The organism is Faecalicatena fissicatena, assembly GCF_016900595.1.
Lineage (GTDB): Bacteria > Bacillota > Clostridia > Lachnospirales > Lachnospiraceae > Claveliimonas > Claveliimonas intestinigallinarum.
Genome location: NZ_JACLYY010000019.1, coordinates 37,747 through 51,602, shown reverse-complemented (window position 1 = coordinate 51,602; position 13,856 = coordinate 37,747). Strand labels below are relative to the sequence as shown.

Genomic DNA, 13,856 nt, shown 5'->3' with positions numbered 1-13,856 from the left:
GGCCTGATTTCCGTTCTGAATATTTCTCTTAGAAATTTTCAGGGTCGTTGTCTATTGTTCAGTTATCAAGGTTCTTTGTTTTGTTGTCTTTCGCATCTCAGCGACAACTTCTATATCATATCATGTCGCTTCGTGTTTGTCAACAACTTTTTTCAACTTTTTTCTTCTTCCTTTTCGGAAGTCTTCTGCGGATACCAGCGAACCTGCGCTCCCGCGCCGTTATCACACTGTCCTTATCCGGCAAAAAATCCACCCTCTTGCGTGGTGGATTTTTATAATATCATCATAATCCTGTGGTGTCAATGCTTTTTTTCATTTTTTACTCATTTTTTTACTTTTTATTTGAATGACACTGCCATCTTCAATACCGGATTGTATTCATAGATTACCCGCAGAATATCATTTCCCTGGATCGTGTCGTAAGCCTCCCTTCCAAAAGAGGTGGTATACAGCATGGTAATGATCATAAAAAGGATCCACACAATGATGAGCCCCCCGGCCGCGCCGAGAAGCGCCCCGCCGAGCCGGTTGAAAAATCCCAGCACAGGAAGGTTTGCCACGATATCCAGGGCGAAGATGATAGCCCGCATCACAACTGTGATGATCACAAACGTCAGAATAAAGGAAAGGATGTTGATGATCAGTCTGGCGGCATAGGCTGAGATATACTGGATAAAATTGTCCACTCCCAGCTCATCATACATCTCACTGTTATTGTTATTGAGGAGAAGCGCCTTGAATACACCCGGGATATCAGCTCCCTCGATGGCCGCGATCTGCGCATCCCTGGGAATTTCCACGTCCTCCAGTATGCTCTGGGCTTCCTCGCCGCCTCCCTGCAGTCCGTCCAGAAGGCTGCTGGATATACCATACTGAGCCAGTTCATCACTGGTGACATTTCCATTTACAATATCCTCCACCGTGATGCCCACTGCGTTCAGCTGAGCCTCGGTGATGCCGGCTGACTCCAGAACCCGCCTCACATTTTCCACGGTAAGGCCTGTCCCTCCCTCCTCTGTGTCTCCCTGAAGGACAGAGGACGCCATTCCCATGATAGACTGCTCCGCCTGACTTTCGATCATTTCATCCAGAGGCGTCGCCGCCATAATCCCCTGACTCACGTAAGGGGTCAGGAAAAACACAAGAATAAATGTCACAATAGTGGCCGCCAGCGAGACCGCGATCTTGACCGCTCCCCTGTACAGACCGACAACTATGCATATAAGGAAGATTACTCCTGTAGCTATGATTATCCAATTCATATTTTCTCCTTACTTGACAAACCGGACAACCTCCATCCCGTTTGTATTCATCACTATGTATTTATTGACTCCAAAGGCAGGGAACATTTCCAGGATCGTCTCATCCATCTCTCCCTCAAACTTATGAACGCCCGCTCTGGTAAACACGCTGCACTGCGTCCCACCGTACATGATCACCTGCATACCGCATATTTTGATATTGGAGTAGTCCCCGGTAAATTTCTCCGACATGACCATACTGCCGCTCTTGTTGTAAAGGCGCAGCTCATAACCTGCCTCCCCCTCGTTTTTCAACACCAGACCGATGTAGGAAGAGCTGTGGCAGACGCTTTTGACCTCCTTGTCCAGCTCGATGGTCTGCTGCAGGGCGGGTGTATCCTGCCCCCGGTAGATCAGCACTCTGTCATTCCCCACGGCCACGGAAGTATTTTCATCCATAAAAAAGACTGTGGGCGCTATCATGTCCTCATAGGTGTCTGTCACCACCTCGTAATTTTCCGCCTGAGCTCCCGCCTCTCCAAAATTGTAATAGTAGATATTGGAGACGGTCCTGCCGCCACGCACGGTCATGTAGGACACCATCAGAAGCTCTCCGTTCTCGGAGAGACCGATATCCAGGGGATAGCCGTTCCCGGTCATCGCAGAGTCCAGCTCAGCCAGTATATTCCCCGCCGCGTCGTAGCAGACAATCCGCGGCTCGCTGTCCCCGTTTAATATGGCAGCCACAATTCCCTGGGAGGACACGACCGCTTTCTCTATCGGAAGCGTGGTCTCTATCTCTCCTTTCAGTCCCTCCTCATCCACCACGATCATGTCGTTTCCGCCTTTATCTGCCACTACCGCCGAGTCGCCGAATTCATAGACAGTAGGCGTCTGCATCTGATAGGACTGGTTCCACACCTCCTCACCCTTCCGGTCCAGCAGGACAATGCCGTCCCGGCTGTACTTGAGCACCCCGCTGCCGAACTGCCGGTAGCTGCTGTTTCCCGCGTCTTCTGCCCCATATATATCAATCGTACGCACGGAGGTGTATGTCTGGAGATTTATGAACAAAAACACACCCACCAGAACAAGGATCACAGCCGCGGCCGTAATAATCATCCTGCGGCGGGTCCTCCTCCTGTAGTCCCTCACCTGTGCATCCAGCTCCTGCATGGTGGGATCCGGAACCGGCTCTCCCGGCTGCTGCCCGGGCTGCCTTTTTCCCTCCCGCACAATGTGAAATCTTTCTCTTATCTTTTGCCTCATACATCAACCTCGTTTTCTTCTATGGTTTGCTGTCCATGTGCTCCTATTATACCATGGATGCGCCAGTTCTCAAGTGGCAATCCCGCAAAACGTCCCGCGCCCACAGGTCAGGGGAGCAGCAGCTTCTGTCCGATGAAGATCAGGTTGCCGTCTGTCAGCCCGTTCATCTTGCAGATGGCCTCCGCCTCATCTGTGGTTCCGTAGAGCTTCAGGCTGATCTTGTCCAGAGTGTCTCCCCTCTGCACCGTATAGTACTCTTCTCCGCTCTCCCCCTCCTCTATAACCGGTGTGCTGTCCTCATCGCCGGAGCCGCCGGCTGCAGCGTCGTCGCCGGAGGCAGTCCCGCCGGAGCCGGAGACGTCAGATGCGCCTGCGGCGTCGGAGGCGGTGCCGGAGGTTCCGGAGGCTGACTGCTGATCCGCCTGTGGATCTACCGAGACGTCTCCCTCGGCCGGCTCACCGCCGCCTCCGCCCTGCACAGATTTGGACAGGGTCTCTATGGAGGACTGTACAGAATTCATTTTGTCATAGTTATTCATGGCTGAGATACCGATGGCCAGTACGACAACTACCAGCAGAACGCTTGTGAGGTACACGAGGTGAGAATTGCTCCTCTGCTCCTGCGCCTCCAGCTTTTCCTTTACTGCAGAACGAAAATTCTTTGCAGCTCGATCCTCAACCACTTCACTGGGAGAAACGCCGATCTGTTTGCGCGTATTGATCATATAATTCTGCATATCCGGATTTTTTTCATAAAATATGTAATATCCGCCCATCTGCATAAGATCATGGTATTTATATGCAAAATAGATCTCCTCATCCTCCTCGGGATGCTTCATGATGAAAATGCTGTTTTTTTTCAGTCCCAGCTTTTCGTGGATCTGAACCATGCTGCCGCTGAGCACAAGGGGCCTGCCGGGCGCTGCCAGGGCCCAGCCCACCACGTCCCGGCCAGGGAAATACTCGCCGCACTCTCGCAGCGCTTCCTCTCTGGCCGTATCGCTGATGCAGATCTCTCCGTTTTCCTCCGACACCTCTTCGATGCGGACGGCTCCGGTTATATATACACACTCCTGCCCTTCCACTACTGCGTTCTCCCCAAGCAGCAGCGCGCCCGTGGGCTCCTCCTTTGCCTGAGCCCTGAGCTGATCCAGGTAGGTGTCCACATAGTCCTCCACATAGATCTTGGGAGTATCCGAGACATTTCCTACCTGCCTTACATTTTTGGGAAATTTTCTTTCCATATACTCTCACCTCACTGGATATTTTTGCTTATCATAGCACAGGGTTTTTGCGCATTTTAGCAATCGGTGGGGCTTGTCTGTGGAAATTTACGTTATTTTTCTCCCGTCCTCGACACTTTCAGACCGTTTCTCTTTTCACCCGCGGCAGCACTGTGTCTATATATAGAAAAAGAGCCGGCGTCTCTGCCAGCTCTTCTCCGGTGTATATTTGTTTTCTATTTCAGGAATTCTTTTACCTTGGCGTAAATGCTGTCACTGTCCAGGCCGTATTTCTTGATGAGCTCCACAGCCGGGCCGGACTCGCCGAAGGTGTCGTTAATGCCGATCTTCATTACCTTTGCCGGTGCCTTCTCGGCAACCACATCGCAAACAGCGCTTCCGAGGCCGCCGATGATGGAGTGCTCCTCCACTGTCACGATCTTTCCTGTCTTGGCAGCCGCCTTGATGACAGCCTCCTCGTCCAGAGGCTTGATCGTGTGGATGTTAATGACCCCTGCGCTGATGCCGTCTGCCGCCAGCTTCTTGGCCGCTGCCAGGGACTCGGACACAGGAAGTCCTGTGGCGATGATGGTCACGTCTGTTCCCTCTCGCAGTGTCACTGCTTTTCCAAGCTCGAATTTATAATCCGGATTGTCGTTGATCACCGGAACAGCCAGTCTGCCAAAGCGCAGGTATACAGGTCCCTGATGCTCGTAGGCAGCCTCCACTGCGGCCCTTGCCTCCACATCATCGGAGGGGTTGATGACAACCATGCCCGGGATCGTTCTCATGAGAGCGATGTCCTCGTTGCACTGATGAGTCGCACCGTCCTCACCTACGGAGATACCCGCATGGGTAGCACCGATCTTCACGTTCAGCTTCGGGTAGCCGATGGAGTTGCGGACCTGCTCAAAGGCACGTCCTGCGGCGAACATGGCAAAGGAGCTGGCAAAGGGAACCTTGCCTGTGGTGGCGATACCTGCCGCCACGCCCATCATGTTGGCCTCGGCGATACCGCAGTCGATGTGGCGCTCCGGGAAGGCCTTCTTGAAGGTGCCAGTCTTTGTGGCGTTTGCAAGGTCAGCGTCCAGAACGACTACATCCTCGTGTTTCTTTCCTAATTCTACCAAAGCATTACCGTAGCTTTCTCTTGTTGCGATCTTCTTTACATCTGACATAATGCTTCACCTGCCTTTTCTAATTCTTCCATAGCTGTCTTGTACTGCTCGTCGTTGGGAGCGGTTCCGTGCCAGGACGCCTGGTTCTCCATGAAGGATACGCCTTTGCCCTTAACAGTCTTTGCAATGATGGCTGTGGGCTGTCCCTTCACCGTCCTGGCCTCCTTGAAGGCAGCGTCGATGGCGTCGAAGTCATGTCCGTCTATGTTGATCACATGGAAGTTGAACGCCTCAAACTTCTTGTCGATCGGGTAGGGTGAGTTCACATCCGTGATAGCCCCGTCGATCTGGAGATTGTTATTGTCCACGATCACCACAAGGTTGTCCAGCTTTCTGTGAGCGGCCAGCATAGAGGCCTCCCACACCTGGCCCTCCTGGATCTCGCCGTCGCCCAGCAGTGTGTACACCCGGTAGTCATCTCCGGACAGCTTTGCGGAGATGGCCATTCCGACTGCCGCGGAGATGCCCTGTCCGAGTGAGCCGGAGGACATATCCACGCCCGGGATGTGCTTCATATCCGGATGCCCCTGCAGGTAGGAGCCTGTGTGGCGCAGCGTCTTTAAATCCTCCACAGGGAAAAATCCTCTGAGAGCGAGAGCTGAATAGTATCCGGGAGCCGTGTGTCCCTTGGAGAGGACGAACCGGTCTCTGTCGGCTTTTTTGGGATCCTTTGGATCGATGTTCAGCTCCTCAAAGTAAAGATAGGTAAAAATGTCTGCTGCTGACAGAGATCCGCCCGGATGACCGGACTTTGCGCTGTGGGTGGCTGTGATGACACCCTTGCGGACCTCATTTGCAGTCTTCATAAGTTCTAATTTGTTCATGAAAATTGCCTCCTGGTGTTTATGGTTTTTTTCGTTTTTCCTTACGCTTCTGTTGTTTGCTCTCCGATGCCTACTCTCCGAAAACTGCCTTGTAATCTTCCTGGAATTTGATGATGCCGGCGTCTGTCAGAGGATGCTTTGTCATCTTCTCGATTACTGCGTAGGGAACTGTGGCAATGTCTGCTCCTGCCAGAGCGCAGTCTGTCACATGCATCGGATGACGGATGCTGGCCGCGATGATCTGTGTGTCGATGTCGCCGGCAACCGCAAAGATTTCAGCGATCTCACGGATCAGGTCCACGCCTCTCACAGAGATGTCATCGAGACGGCCCAGGAACGGAGATACATATGTAGCGCCGGCTCTGGCTGCCAGAAGCGCCTGGTTGGCTGTGAAGATCAGTGTCACATTTGTCTTGATGCCCTCGGATGTGAGCTGCTTGCAGGCCTTGAGTCCCTCTACAGTCATGGGGATCTTGACAACCATGTTGGGATGGATCTTGGCGATCTCGCGCCCCTCTTTGATCATACCCTCAGCATCTGTGGTCGTAGCCTTCACCTCGCCGCTGATAGGCCCGTCCACGATAGACGCGATCTCCGCGATTACTTCCTCAAACACACGACCCTCTTTCGCGATCAGTGAGGGGTTTGTCGTAACTCCGCAGATAACGCCCATGTCGTTTGCCTTCTTAATGTCTTCCACCTTGGCTGTGTCGATAAAAAACTTCATTTTTCTTCCTCCTTGATATGTTGAACGTCTGGCCTAAGCCTATTTGTCTAAATTATATCTCATTTAAAAGGGGATGGTCAATAGTAGTTCCGTCTTATTAATAATTCATCTAGTTAATAATATCTAATTATTAATTCCGTTTTTCTATATTTCATGTTAAATCCCTGTTAACATGAACAGAAACAGCCTTTTTTCAGTTTTTTCTCCGCAGCTAAAAGGGCGAGAAATCATTTTATTATTAATAATTTTCTCAAATGCATTAATTTTTCTTTTTTCTGCTCTTTGTCCCGCTCTTCGGATAGGATGTGGTGCCCCGGACGATCAGCCTGGGCTCATACTCCACATGGTAGGTGCTGATAGGCTCCACATCGGTATATTTTTCCCTCCTGGAGTCGATCTTCTTCATGATAATATCGCAGGCGTCACGGCCTTTGAAGATCACGAAGTGTTCAATGGTGGTGAGGGACATTTTGTGCATACTGGCAAACAGAGTGTTGTCACAGCCCATGACGGACACGTCCCCGGGCACCTTCAGCTTCGCCTCCTGGAGAGCATCCAGGATGCCGAAGGCGATCATATCATTGAGTCCCACAATGGCTGTCACATCCTGCTGCTCCGCCAGGAGCTCCTTTGTCAGGTCGTAGCCAATCTTGTACTCCGAGTCGATGTGGGCGATGTCCAGATCGATCTCCTCGTCCGCCGCCTTGATGATGACCTGATCCCTGAGCCCGGCCTTCTCGAACTCCTTCAGGAATCCCTCCACCCGCTTGGACCTCTGCTTCTGCCGCACGGTCAACGGAGGAGCTATATAGGCAACTTTTCTGTGTCCCAGCTCCAGCAGATGCCGGGCCATGATCCTGCCCAGCTTGGAATTGTCCAGCTCTACCGCGTCCACGTTCAGGTGCTCGTTCTGGTTGTTGACAATGACCACCGGAATCTCCTCCGCCAGCTTCTCTACCGTATCCATGAAGCAGTGACTTGGATTGCAGGTGTAGATGATCCCCACCGGATGGAGCTCGTTCATCATCTTCAGATATCGCTCCTCCATCCGCAGGTCCCTCTGGGTGTTGCACACAAAGAGTCCGTAGCCCTGCTCCTTTGCCCGCAGCTCAATGCCCTGCAGGAGCATGACATAGTAGGGGTTTGTGAGATTAGAGCAAAAGACCACCAGGAGTTTCTCCCGGCGGCTCTCTTTGCGCACCTTTCGCTTTGGCAGGACATAGCCCAGTTCCTTGGCCGCCTCCTCCACCTTCCTCACGGTCTCCTTGGAAAAGGACACATTGTATTTCCGGTTCAGCACCATAGAGACAGTCGCCTGGGATACGCCCGCCGCCCGGGCAATGTCTGTAGAAGTCACTTTTTTCTTTCCCGCCATCGTCTATATCTCCGTTCTTCCTTCCAAAGCCCGCAGAAGAGTCACCTCATCGATATATTCCAGGTCGCCTCCCACAGGCACGCCGCTCGCGATGCGGCTCACCTTGATCCCCGCGGGCTTGATCAGCTTGCTGATGTACATAGCGGTTGTCTCCCCCTCCAGGCTGGAGTTGGTGGCTATGATCACCTCATCCACGTCTCCCCTCAGGCGCTCCATCAGCTCCTTGAGGCGGATATCTCCGGGTCCGATCCCCAGCATAGGGGAGATGGCCCCGTGGAGCACATGATAGACTCCGTTATACTTTCCTGTCTTCTCGTAGGCAGCCAGGTCCCTGGGCGTCTCCACCACCATGATGGTCCTGTGATCCCTGTCCGGATTGGCGCAGATGGGGCAAACCTCCTGGTCTGTCAGCGTGCAGCACTGAGCACAGTAGCGGACATTGTCCCTGGCCTCCACAATGGACTGGGCCAGCTCATGAACCTGCTCCTTTGGCATGCTGATGAGATGGAAGGCCAGCCTCTGGGCCGACTTTGGTCCGATCCCCGGCAGCCGGGAAAACTGTTCGATGAGACGGCTTATCTGACTGCTGTAGTAATCCATTCTGTTTCACCGCCGCTTCTGTCCTAGAACAGGCCCGGCATCCCGCCGCCCATTCCTCCTGTAAATTTGGACATGCCGGCCGCTGATTCCTGGTCCACCTTCTCAAGGGCCTCGTTCACCGCCGCCACGATCATATCCTCCAGCATCTCCACATCATCCGGGTCCACTGCCTCTTCGTCCAGTTTTACCTTCAGCACCTTCTTGGCGCCGGACACGGTGACCTCCACCGCTCCTCCTCCGGCTGTGGCGGAGAACTCCTTCGTCTCCATCTCCTTTGCCTGCTCTTCCATCTGGCGCTGCATCTTCTGCGCCTGCTTCATGAGATTCGCCATATTTCCGGGCATTCCCCCCGGAAATCCTCCACGTCTTGCCATGATCTTTCTCCTCCATCTTCTATACTCAATCTTCTATCGTGATATCCATGTGGATCAGCTTCTCGATATCCACAAAGCTGTCCTCGAAGCGTCTGCCCTCCTCCACCTGGCGGACATCCACCTCCATCTGCTTGCCGGTCTTCTCTGCGATAAGCCGCTCGATTTCCTCCCTGTGCTCCGGCTTTGCCACAAAGGCCGCGCTCACCTCGTCCTCCAGGACAATGAGGAGATGGTCATTCTCCCCCGCACTCAGGCGCGCTTTTTTCAGATAGCCCCGCAGCATGGGCGATGCCTCCTGGGCTATTCCCCGGAAATCCGCCGCCACTGCCTTCACATCCTCGCTGAGCGCCTTTGGAAGCTTCGGCGCGGGCGCAGGCCCGGCCTCCTCCTCTCTCACCACCCGGACCGTCTGTCCGGCCGGAACGGACACCCCCGTCTCCTCCAGCCTTCGCACCTCATCCTCCAGCGCCCGTATCCGGGAGAGAAGGGTGTCCTGGCTGGTCTCCATCTGGGGACGGCACAGCTTGATGAACGTCACCTCCAGGAGCACTCTCTTCTGAGCTGCGTATTTCAGCTTTCCTGTGAGTTCCGAAAAGATACGGATATAGCGTATCAGCTCATCCGTCTCTATCATCCCGGACTCCTCTTTGATCCTGGCCAGGTTCTCCGTGGACACATCCAGCACATCCTCCATCTCCTCCGAACTTTTCACCAGGAGAAGGTTCCGCAGATACCAGGTAAAGTCCGCCGCCATCTGGGACAGCTCCCGCCCCTGCATGACCAGCTCATCCACGGTCTCGATGACTTTTTTCACATCCCGCTCCAACAGCTCACGCAGCAGACGGCTGAACACGTCCGCATCCACCGCGCCCAGCACTTCCAGGACATTGTCGTAGGTGAGACGCTGACCGATATAAAAGGCTGTGCACTGGTCAAGAAGGCTCAGGGCATCTCTCATGGAGCCGTCAGCCATCCTGGCGATATAGCGCACCGCCTTGTCCTCTACATCCAGGTCCTCTTTTCCGATCAGCTCACGAAGCCTTTCGGAAATAGTCTCTATGGAAATCCTCTTGAAGTCATACCGCTGGCACCTGCTCAGGATGGTCACCGGTATCTTGTGGGCCTCTGTCGTTGCCAGGATAAAAATGACGTACTCCGGCGGCTCCTCCAGCGTTTTCAGGAGTGCGTTGAAGGCTCCTATAGACAGCATGTGCACCTCATCGATGATGTAGACCTTATACCTCCCTTCCGTGGGGCGGTAGGCCACCTCCTCCCGGATTTCCCGGATGTTGTCCACACCGTTGTTGGAAGCCGCGTCGATCTCTATCACGTTCATGGAAGTGCCGGCCGCTATGGACCGGCACATGGCGCACTCGCCGCAGGGGCTTCCCTCCACCGGGTGCTGGCAGTTGACCGCCTTTGCGAAAATCTTCGCCACTGTTGTCTTTCCGGTCCCCCTTGTCCCACAGAAGAGATAGGCATGTCCGATCCTGTCTGTCTGTATCTGGTTCTTTAATGTAGTTACGATCGCATCCTGCCCTTTGACATCCTCAAACTCACCGGGACGGAATTTCCGGTATAATGCCGTGTAGCTCATCTGCCGCACTCCTTCTTATCCTTATTCTTTCTGTCTGTCATGCGCATCCTTTTATTTGTCGCCAAAGCTGATGCCCGTCATCCTGGCCTCCTGGATGATGCCGGCCTCCGGGTCCACACATTTCAGCTTTCCTGCCACTTCCGCAAGGGGCACTTTCGTGATCTCGCCGCTCTTTATCCCCATCATATAGCCGAAATCTCCCTCCAGGATATGCTCCGCGGCAGCAGCTCCCAATCTGGTGGCCAGCACTCTGTCGTAGGGGCAGGGCGAACCGCCTCTCTGGGTGTGGCCCGGCACGGTGATCCTGACCTCCTGGTCCATCTTCTTCTGGATGCGCTCCGCGATCTCATAGGCCACAGAGGGATAATTCTCCTTCGCCTTCTTGGCCTTCAGCTCCTTTTTGGAGAGCTTTGCGTCATCCTTGGAGATAGCGCCTTCAGCCACAGCGATGATGGTAAAATGTTTGCCCTCGGCCGCCCTCTTCTTGATGGCCTCCACCACGACCTTGATATCGTAGGGGATCTCCGGGAGAAGGATGATATCCGCCCCGCCGGCGATACCTGCGTGGAGAGTCACCCAGCCCACCTTGTGGCCCATGACCTCCACGATAAACACGCGGCTGTGAGACGTGGCCGTGGTGTGGATCCTGTCGATGGTATCTGTGGCTATATCCACGGCACTCTGGAAGCCGAAGGTCATGTCGGTTCCCCAGAGGTCATTGTCAATGGTCTTGGGAAGAGTGATGATGTTCAGCCCCTCCTCCCTGAGCAGATTGGCCGTCTTGTGGGTCCCGTTCCCTCCCAGGATCACAAGGCAGTCCAGATTCAGCTTGTGGTAAGTGTGCTTCATGGCCTCCACCTTGTCAAGCCCGTTCTCATCCGGCACACGCATCAGCTTAAAGGGCTGCCTGGAGGTTCCAAGGATAGTCCCTCCCCTTGTCAGGATCCCGGAAAAATCTCTGGAAGTCAGCATCTGAAAGTTCGAGTATATCAGTCCTTTATAGCCATCTTTAAATCCGTAGATCTCAACGTCATCCCTCTTTGAGCAAACTCCTTTTACAACCCCGCGCATGGCAGCGTTCAGCGCCTGGCAGTCTCCTCCGCTGGTAAGCATCCCAATCCGTAACATAATCCGGTCGCTCCTTTCCTTCTTTGATATTTCCAGTTAAGTATACCCTATTTTTAAAAACAGCACAAGAAAAACCGGGCGCAGTCCTCCCTCCTCCCTTTACGTTCCGAAAAAAAACGAGTATACTGTTAGCGGAACGCCCTGCGTTTCCGGAAATCAAACAGAAAGCTGGTAACGAACCTATGGATAAACTGGACATCAAACTCTGGTCTCTGGCCGCCAAAGGCGAGATTGTCCCGGACAGGTCCCTTCTCAAAACCCCGGAGCAGATAAGGGAGATCAGAAGGAGCGCCGACCTGAACACGGCGGTTCTGGACCATGTGGCCGCCCACATAAAGGCGGGCATGAGCACCGCCGAGATAGACAGGCTGGTGTACGACTACACCGTCTCTCACGGAGGCATCCCCGCCCCGCTCAATTACGAAGGGTTTCCGAAAAGCGTGTGCACTTCCATCAACAATGTGATCTGCCACGGCATACCGGATGGGAACGAGATCCTCAGAGAGGGAGACATCATCAACGTGGATGTCTCTACTATATTAAATGGATATTTCTCCGACGCCTCCCGCATGTTCACCATCGGGGAGGTAAGCCCCCGGGCCGAGAAGCTGGTGCGGGTCACAAAGGAGTGCGTGGAACTTGGCCTCTCCGCCGCAAAGCCCTGGGGTCACTTAGGCGATATCGCCTGGGCCATCAATTCCCACGCACAGGCCAACGGCTACTCTGTGGTGGAGGACATCGGCGGCCACGGCATCGGCCTGGAGTTCCACGAGGAACCCTTCGTCAGCTACGTCACGCCCAAGGGAAGCGAGATGGTCCTGGTGCCCGGCATGATGTTCACCATCGAGCCCATGATCAACGAGGGGAGTCCGGACTTTTTCATCGACGAGGAGAACGGCTGGACTGTCTACACCATCGATGACGGCCTGTCCGCCCAGGTAGAGTACATGGTGCTTGTCACCGAGACCGGCGTGGAGGTCCTGACAAAATAAAAAAAGCAAAACAAAAAGGACTGTGCAGGTGCATAGTCCTTTTTTGCTGAGCTGTATGTCTTTCCGCCGCATGTATAATAACCACGCCGTGGCCATTATATCATAGTTACCAGTTTGAACAGGAAGTTTGCCGCCACACCGGCGCACAGGCCGCCGATGGTATGGCTGATGATCGCCTTTCCCGTCATGTGCGGGCACTTCAGGGCTGACATCATTCCCACATGTGTGCTCAGGTAGCCGCTCCAGCACATACACATAGCTGTAAACACCGCGATGTCATTTGCATGGACAGACCCTGCGGACACCATGTCCGGCACAAGGCCGATGGCTGCTCCCGCCGCTCCCAGGGCCGTAACCGGCACTGCCACGGCAGAGGCGGAGGAGAACCCGAACAGCGGAGTCAGGATGAAGTCGATCTTCTCTCCCAGCCAGGGAAGGAGTGCCACTCCCTCGTAGGCCGCTCCTGTATATGTACCATCGGCAGAAGGGCCGTTGGTAAGCATCATCACGATCGTGCAGATGACCAGGACGCCGGGGATGATGGCCATACCCACATCCACACCGTTCTTTCCGCCGTCCAGCAGGGACTCCAGGAGTCTTCCTCCCACACTGCCACCTCGTACCTGACGCTTGTTGAGGAGGTCGTCAATGGACTCTCCCTCCGCCTCCGGCATGCAGTACTCTGTCACACCGAATTCCTTTTTTGTAAAGAGCATCATGATCCGCACGCTGATGATACTTCCGATGATAGCGCCCACATTTCCGATGAGGGCCGCCATTCCCACATTCTCTCCCGGAAGGCTGATGCCCAGCATGAAGGTGGTAACGATGAGTCCCATTCCAAACGCCGTCCCCAGGTTAGTCAGCGCCGGAAGCTGATACTTTTTGAAATACTTCCGGAAATTGGTGTCCTCCGCCAGGCCCAGGATCGCCGGGTTATCTGACAGATACGTGGTCATGATCCCCAGAGAAGCCGCGCCGGGCAGGTCGTACAGCGGCTTCATCAGCGGTGTGATCGCCTTGTTTACAAGCGCGATGACACCAAACTCCGAGAGGGCTCCCGAAACCGCGCCGGCGATGACCGCAATGGCCATGATATTGAACACCGTGTCGATCAGAAGCTGATAGGCTGTGTTCATAAGTGTCTGCATCATGTTGGCTCCGCCCATCACGGCCGCCAGTCCTCCGAAAATGGCAATAAAGACCGCCAGGAAGACAAACGCTTCCAGACTTACTGCTTTTTTAAATTGTTTCTGCATACTTTTCCCCATTTCTTTGTCTCTTTGTTAATTCAAAGACAATCAGCTCTTTCCCAATACCATACATTA

General features: G+C 54.0%; 13 protein-coding genes. 1 reads left to right on the top strand and 12 read right to left on the bottom strand.

Annotated features, from left to right (window positions below; translation table 11 throughout):
- Window positions 1-338 precede the first annotated feature (338 nt).
- The 11 genes from H7U36_RS14545 to H7U36_RS14495 form a co-directional block, all read right to left on the bottom strand.
- On the bottom strand, window positions 339-1,262 hold the full coding sequence (locus tag H7U36_RS14545) for a CvpA family protein (RefSeq protein WP_205148837.1): 924 nt from the start codon (window positions 1,260-1,262) through the stop codon (window positions 339-341).
- Between the two features lie 9 nt (window positions 1,263-1,271).
- The gene (locus H7U36_RS14540) at window positions 1,272-2,510 is read right to left on the bottom strand and encodes a DUF5711 family protein (RefSeq protein ID WP_205148838.1); all 1,239 of its coding nucleotides are present in this window, start codon (window positions 2,508-2,510) and stop codon (window positions 1,272-1,274) included.
- A 107-nt stretch (window positions 2,511-2,617) separates the two neighbouring features.
- Window positions 2,618-3,754: a LysM peptidoglycan-binding domain-containing protein gene (locus tag H7U36_RS14535; protein ID WP_138304991.1), complete on the bottom strand. Its 1,137-nt coding sequence runs from the start codon at window positions 3,752-3,754 to the stop codon at window positions 2,618-2,620.
- 215 nt (window positions 3,755-3,969) lie between these two features.
- Complete coding sequence (locus tag H7U36_RS14530; protein ID WP_205148839.1) at window positions 3,970-4,911, bottom strand: transketolase family protein; 942 nt, start codon at window positions 4,909-4,911, stop codon at window positions 3,970-3,972.
- The gene (locus tag H7U36_RS14525) at window positions 4,899-5,735 is read right to left on the bottom strand and encodes a transketolase (RefSeq protein WP_033125342.1); all 837 of its coding nucleotides are present in this window, start codon (window positions 5,733-5,735) and stop codon (window positions 4,899-4,901) included. Before H7U36_RS14525 ends, H7U36_RS14530 begins: the two co-directional genes overlap by 13 nt.
- A gap of 70 nt (window positions 5,736-5,805) precedes the next feature.
- Entirely contained in the window at window positions 5,806-6,462 is a 657-nt protein-coding gene (fsa, locus tag H7U36_RS14520) for a fructose-6-phosphate aldolase (RefSeq protein WP_033125343.1), read from the bottom strand.
- 259 nt (window positions 6,463-6,721) lie between these two features.
- A complete protein-coding gene (locus H7U36_RS14515; protein ID WP_033125344.1) occupies window positions 6,722-7,837 on the bottom strand; it encodes a LacI family DNA-binding transcriptional regulator in 1,116 nt (371 codons plus the stop codon).
- Window positions 7,838-7,840: 3 nt separating this feature from the next.
- The gene (recR, locus tag H7U36_RS14510; protein WP_033125345.1) at window positions 7,841-8,437 is read right to left on the bottom strand and encodes a recombination mediator RecR; all 597 of its coding nucleotides are present in this window, start codon (window positions 8,435-8,437) and stop codon (window positions 7,841-7,843) included.
- Between the two features lie 23 nt (window positions 8,438-8,460).
- The gene (locus tag H7U36_RS14505) at window positions 8,461-8,811 is read right to left on the bottom strand and encodes a YbaB/EbfC family nucleoid-associated protein (protein ID WP_087175123.1); all 351 of its coding nucleotides are present in this window, start codon (window positions 8,809-8,811) and stop codon (window positions 8,461-8,463) included.
- A 25-nt stretch (window positions 8,812-8,836) separates the two neighbouring features.
- Window positions 8,837-10,408: a DNA polymerase III subunit gamma/tau gene (gene dnaX / locus H7U36_RS14500; protein ID WP_205156398.1), complete on the bottom strand. Its 1,572-nt coding sequence runs from the start codon at window positions 10,406-10,408 to the stop codon at window positions 8,837-8,839.
- Window positions 10,409-10,459: 51 nt separating this feature from the next.
- Window positions 10,460-11,536, bottom strand: coding sequence for a 6-phosphofructokinase (locus tag H7U36_RS14495; protein ID WP_205156397.1), 1,077 nt, complete (start codon window positions 11,534-11,536; stop codon window positions 10,460-10,462).
- A 182-nt stretch (window positions 11,537-11,718) separates the two neighbouring features.
- On the opposite strand from H7U36_RS14495, the gene map reads away from it, so the two are divergent.
- Entirely contained in the window at window positions 11,719-12,528 is an 810-nt protein-coding gene (gene map, locus H7U36_RS14490) for a type I methionyl aminopeptidase (RefSeq protein ID WP_205156396.1), read from the top strand.
- A 95-nt stretch (window positions 12,529-12,623) separates the two neighbouring features.
- On the opposite strand, the gene H7U36_RS14485 is transcribed toward map, so the two are convergent.
- A complete protein-coding gene (locus H7U36_RS14485; RefSeq protein WP_243426788.1) occupies window positions 12,624-13,787 on the bottom strand; it encodes a CD0519/CD1768 family membrane protein in 1,164 nt (387 codons plus the stop codon).
- Window positions 13,788-13,856 lie beyond the last annotated feature (69 nt).

Excerpts from the sequence above, each read along its gene's own strand:
- H7U36_RS14545 (WP_205148837.1), bottom strand. The coding sequence starts at position 1,262 with ATGAATTGGATAATCATAGCTACAGGAGTAATCTTCCTTATATGCATA.
- H7U36_RS14540 (WP_205148838.1), bottom strand. The coding sequence starts at position 2,510 with ATGAGGCAAAAGATAAGAGAAAGATTTCACATTGTGCGGGAGGGAAAA.
- H7U36_RS14535 (WP_138304991.1), bottom strand. The coding sequence starts at position 3,754 with ATGGAAAGAAAATTTCCCAAAAATGTAAGGCAGGTAGGAAATGTCTCG.
- H7U36_RS14530 (WP_205148839.1), bottom strand. The coding sequence starts at position 4,911 with ATGTCAGATGTAAAGAAGATCGCAACAAGAGAAAGCTACGGTAATGCT.
- H7U36_RS14525 (WP_033125342.1), bottom strand. The coding sequence starts at position 5,735 with ATGAACAAATTAGAACTTATGAAGACTGCAAATGAGGTCCGCAAGGGT.
- fsa (WP_033125343.1), bottom strand. The coding sequence starts at position 6,462 with ATGAAGTTTTTTATCGACACAGCCAAGGTGGAAGACATTAAGAAGGCA.
- H7U36_RS14515 (WP_033125344.1), bottom strand. The coding sequence starts at position 7,837 with ATGGCGGGAAAGAAAAAAGTGACTTCTACAGACATTGCCCGGGCGGCG.
- recR (WP_033125345.1), bottom strand. The coding sequence starts at position 8,437 with ATGGATTACTACAGCAGTCAGATAAGCCGTCTCATCGAACAGTTTTCC.
- H7U36_RS14505 (WP_087175123.1), bottom strand. The coding sequence starts at position 8,811 with ATGGCAAGACGTGGAGGATTTCCGGGGGGAATGCCCGGAAATATGGCG.
- dnaX (WP_205156398.1), bottom strand. The coding sequence starts at position 10,408 with ATGAGCTACACGGCATTATACCGGAAATTCCGTCCCGGTGAGTTTGAG.
- H7U36_RS14495 (WP_205156397.1), bottom strand. The coding sequence starts at position 11,536 with ATGTTACGGATTGGGATGCTTACCAGCGGAGGAGACTGCCAGGCGCTG.
- map (WP_205156396.1), top strand. The coding sequence starts at position 11,719 with ATGGATAAACTGGACATCAAACTCTGGTCTCTGGCCGCCAAAGGCGAG.
- H7U36_RS14485 (WP_243426788.1), bottom strand. The coding sequence starts at position 13,787 with ATGCAGAAACAATTTAAAAAAGCAGTAAGTCTGGAAGCGTTTGTCTTC.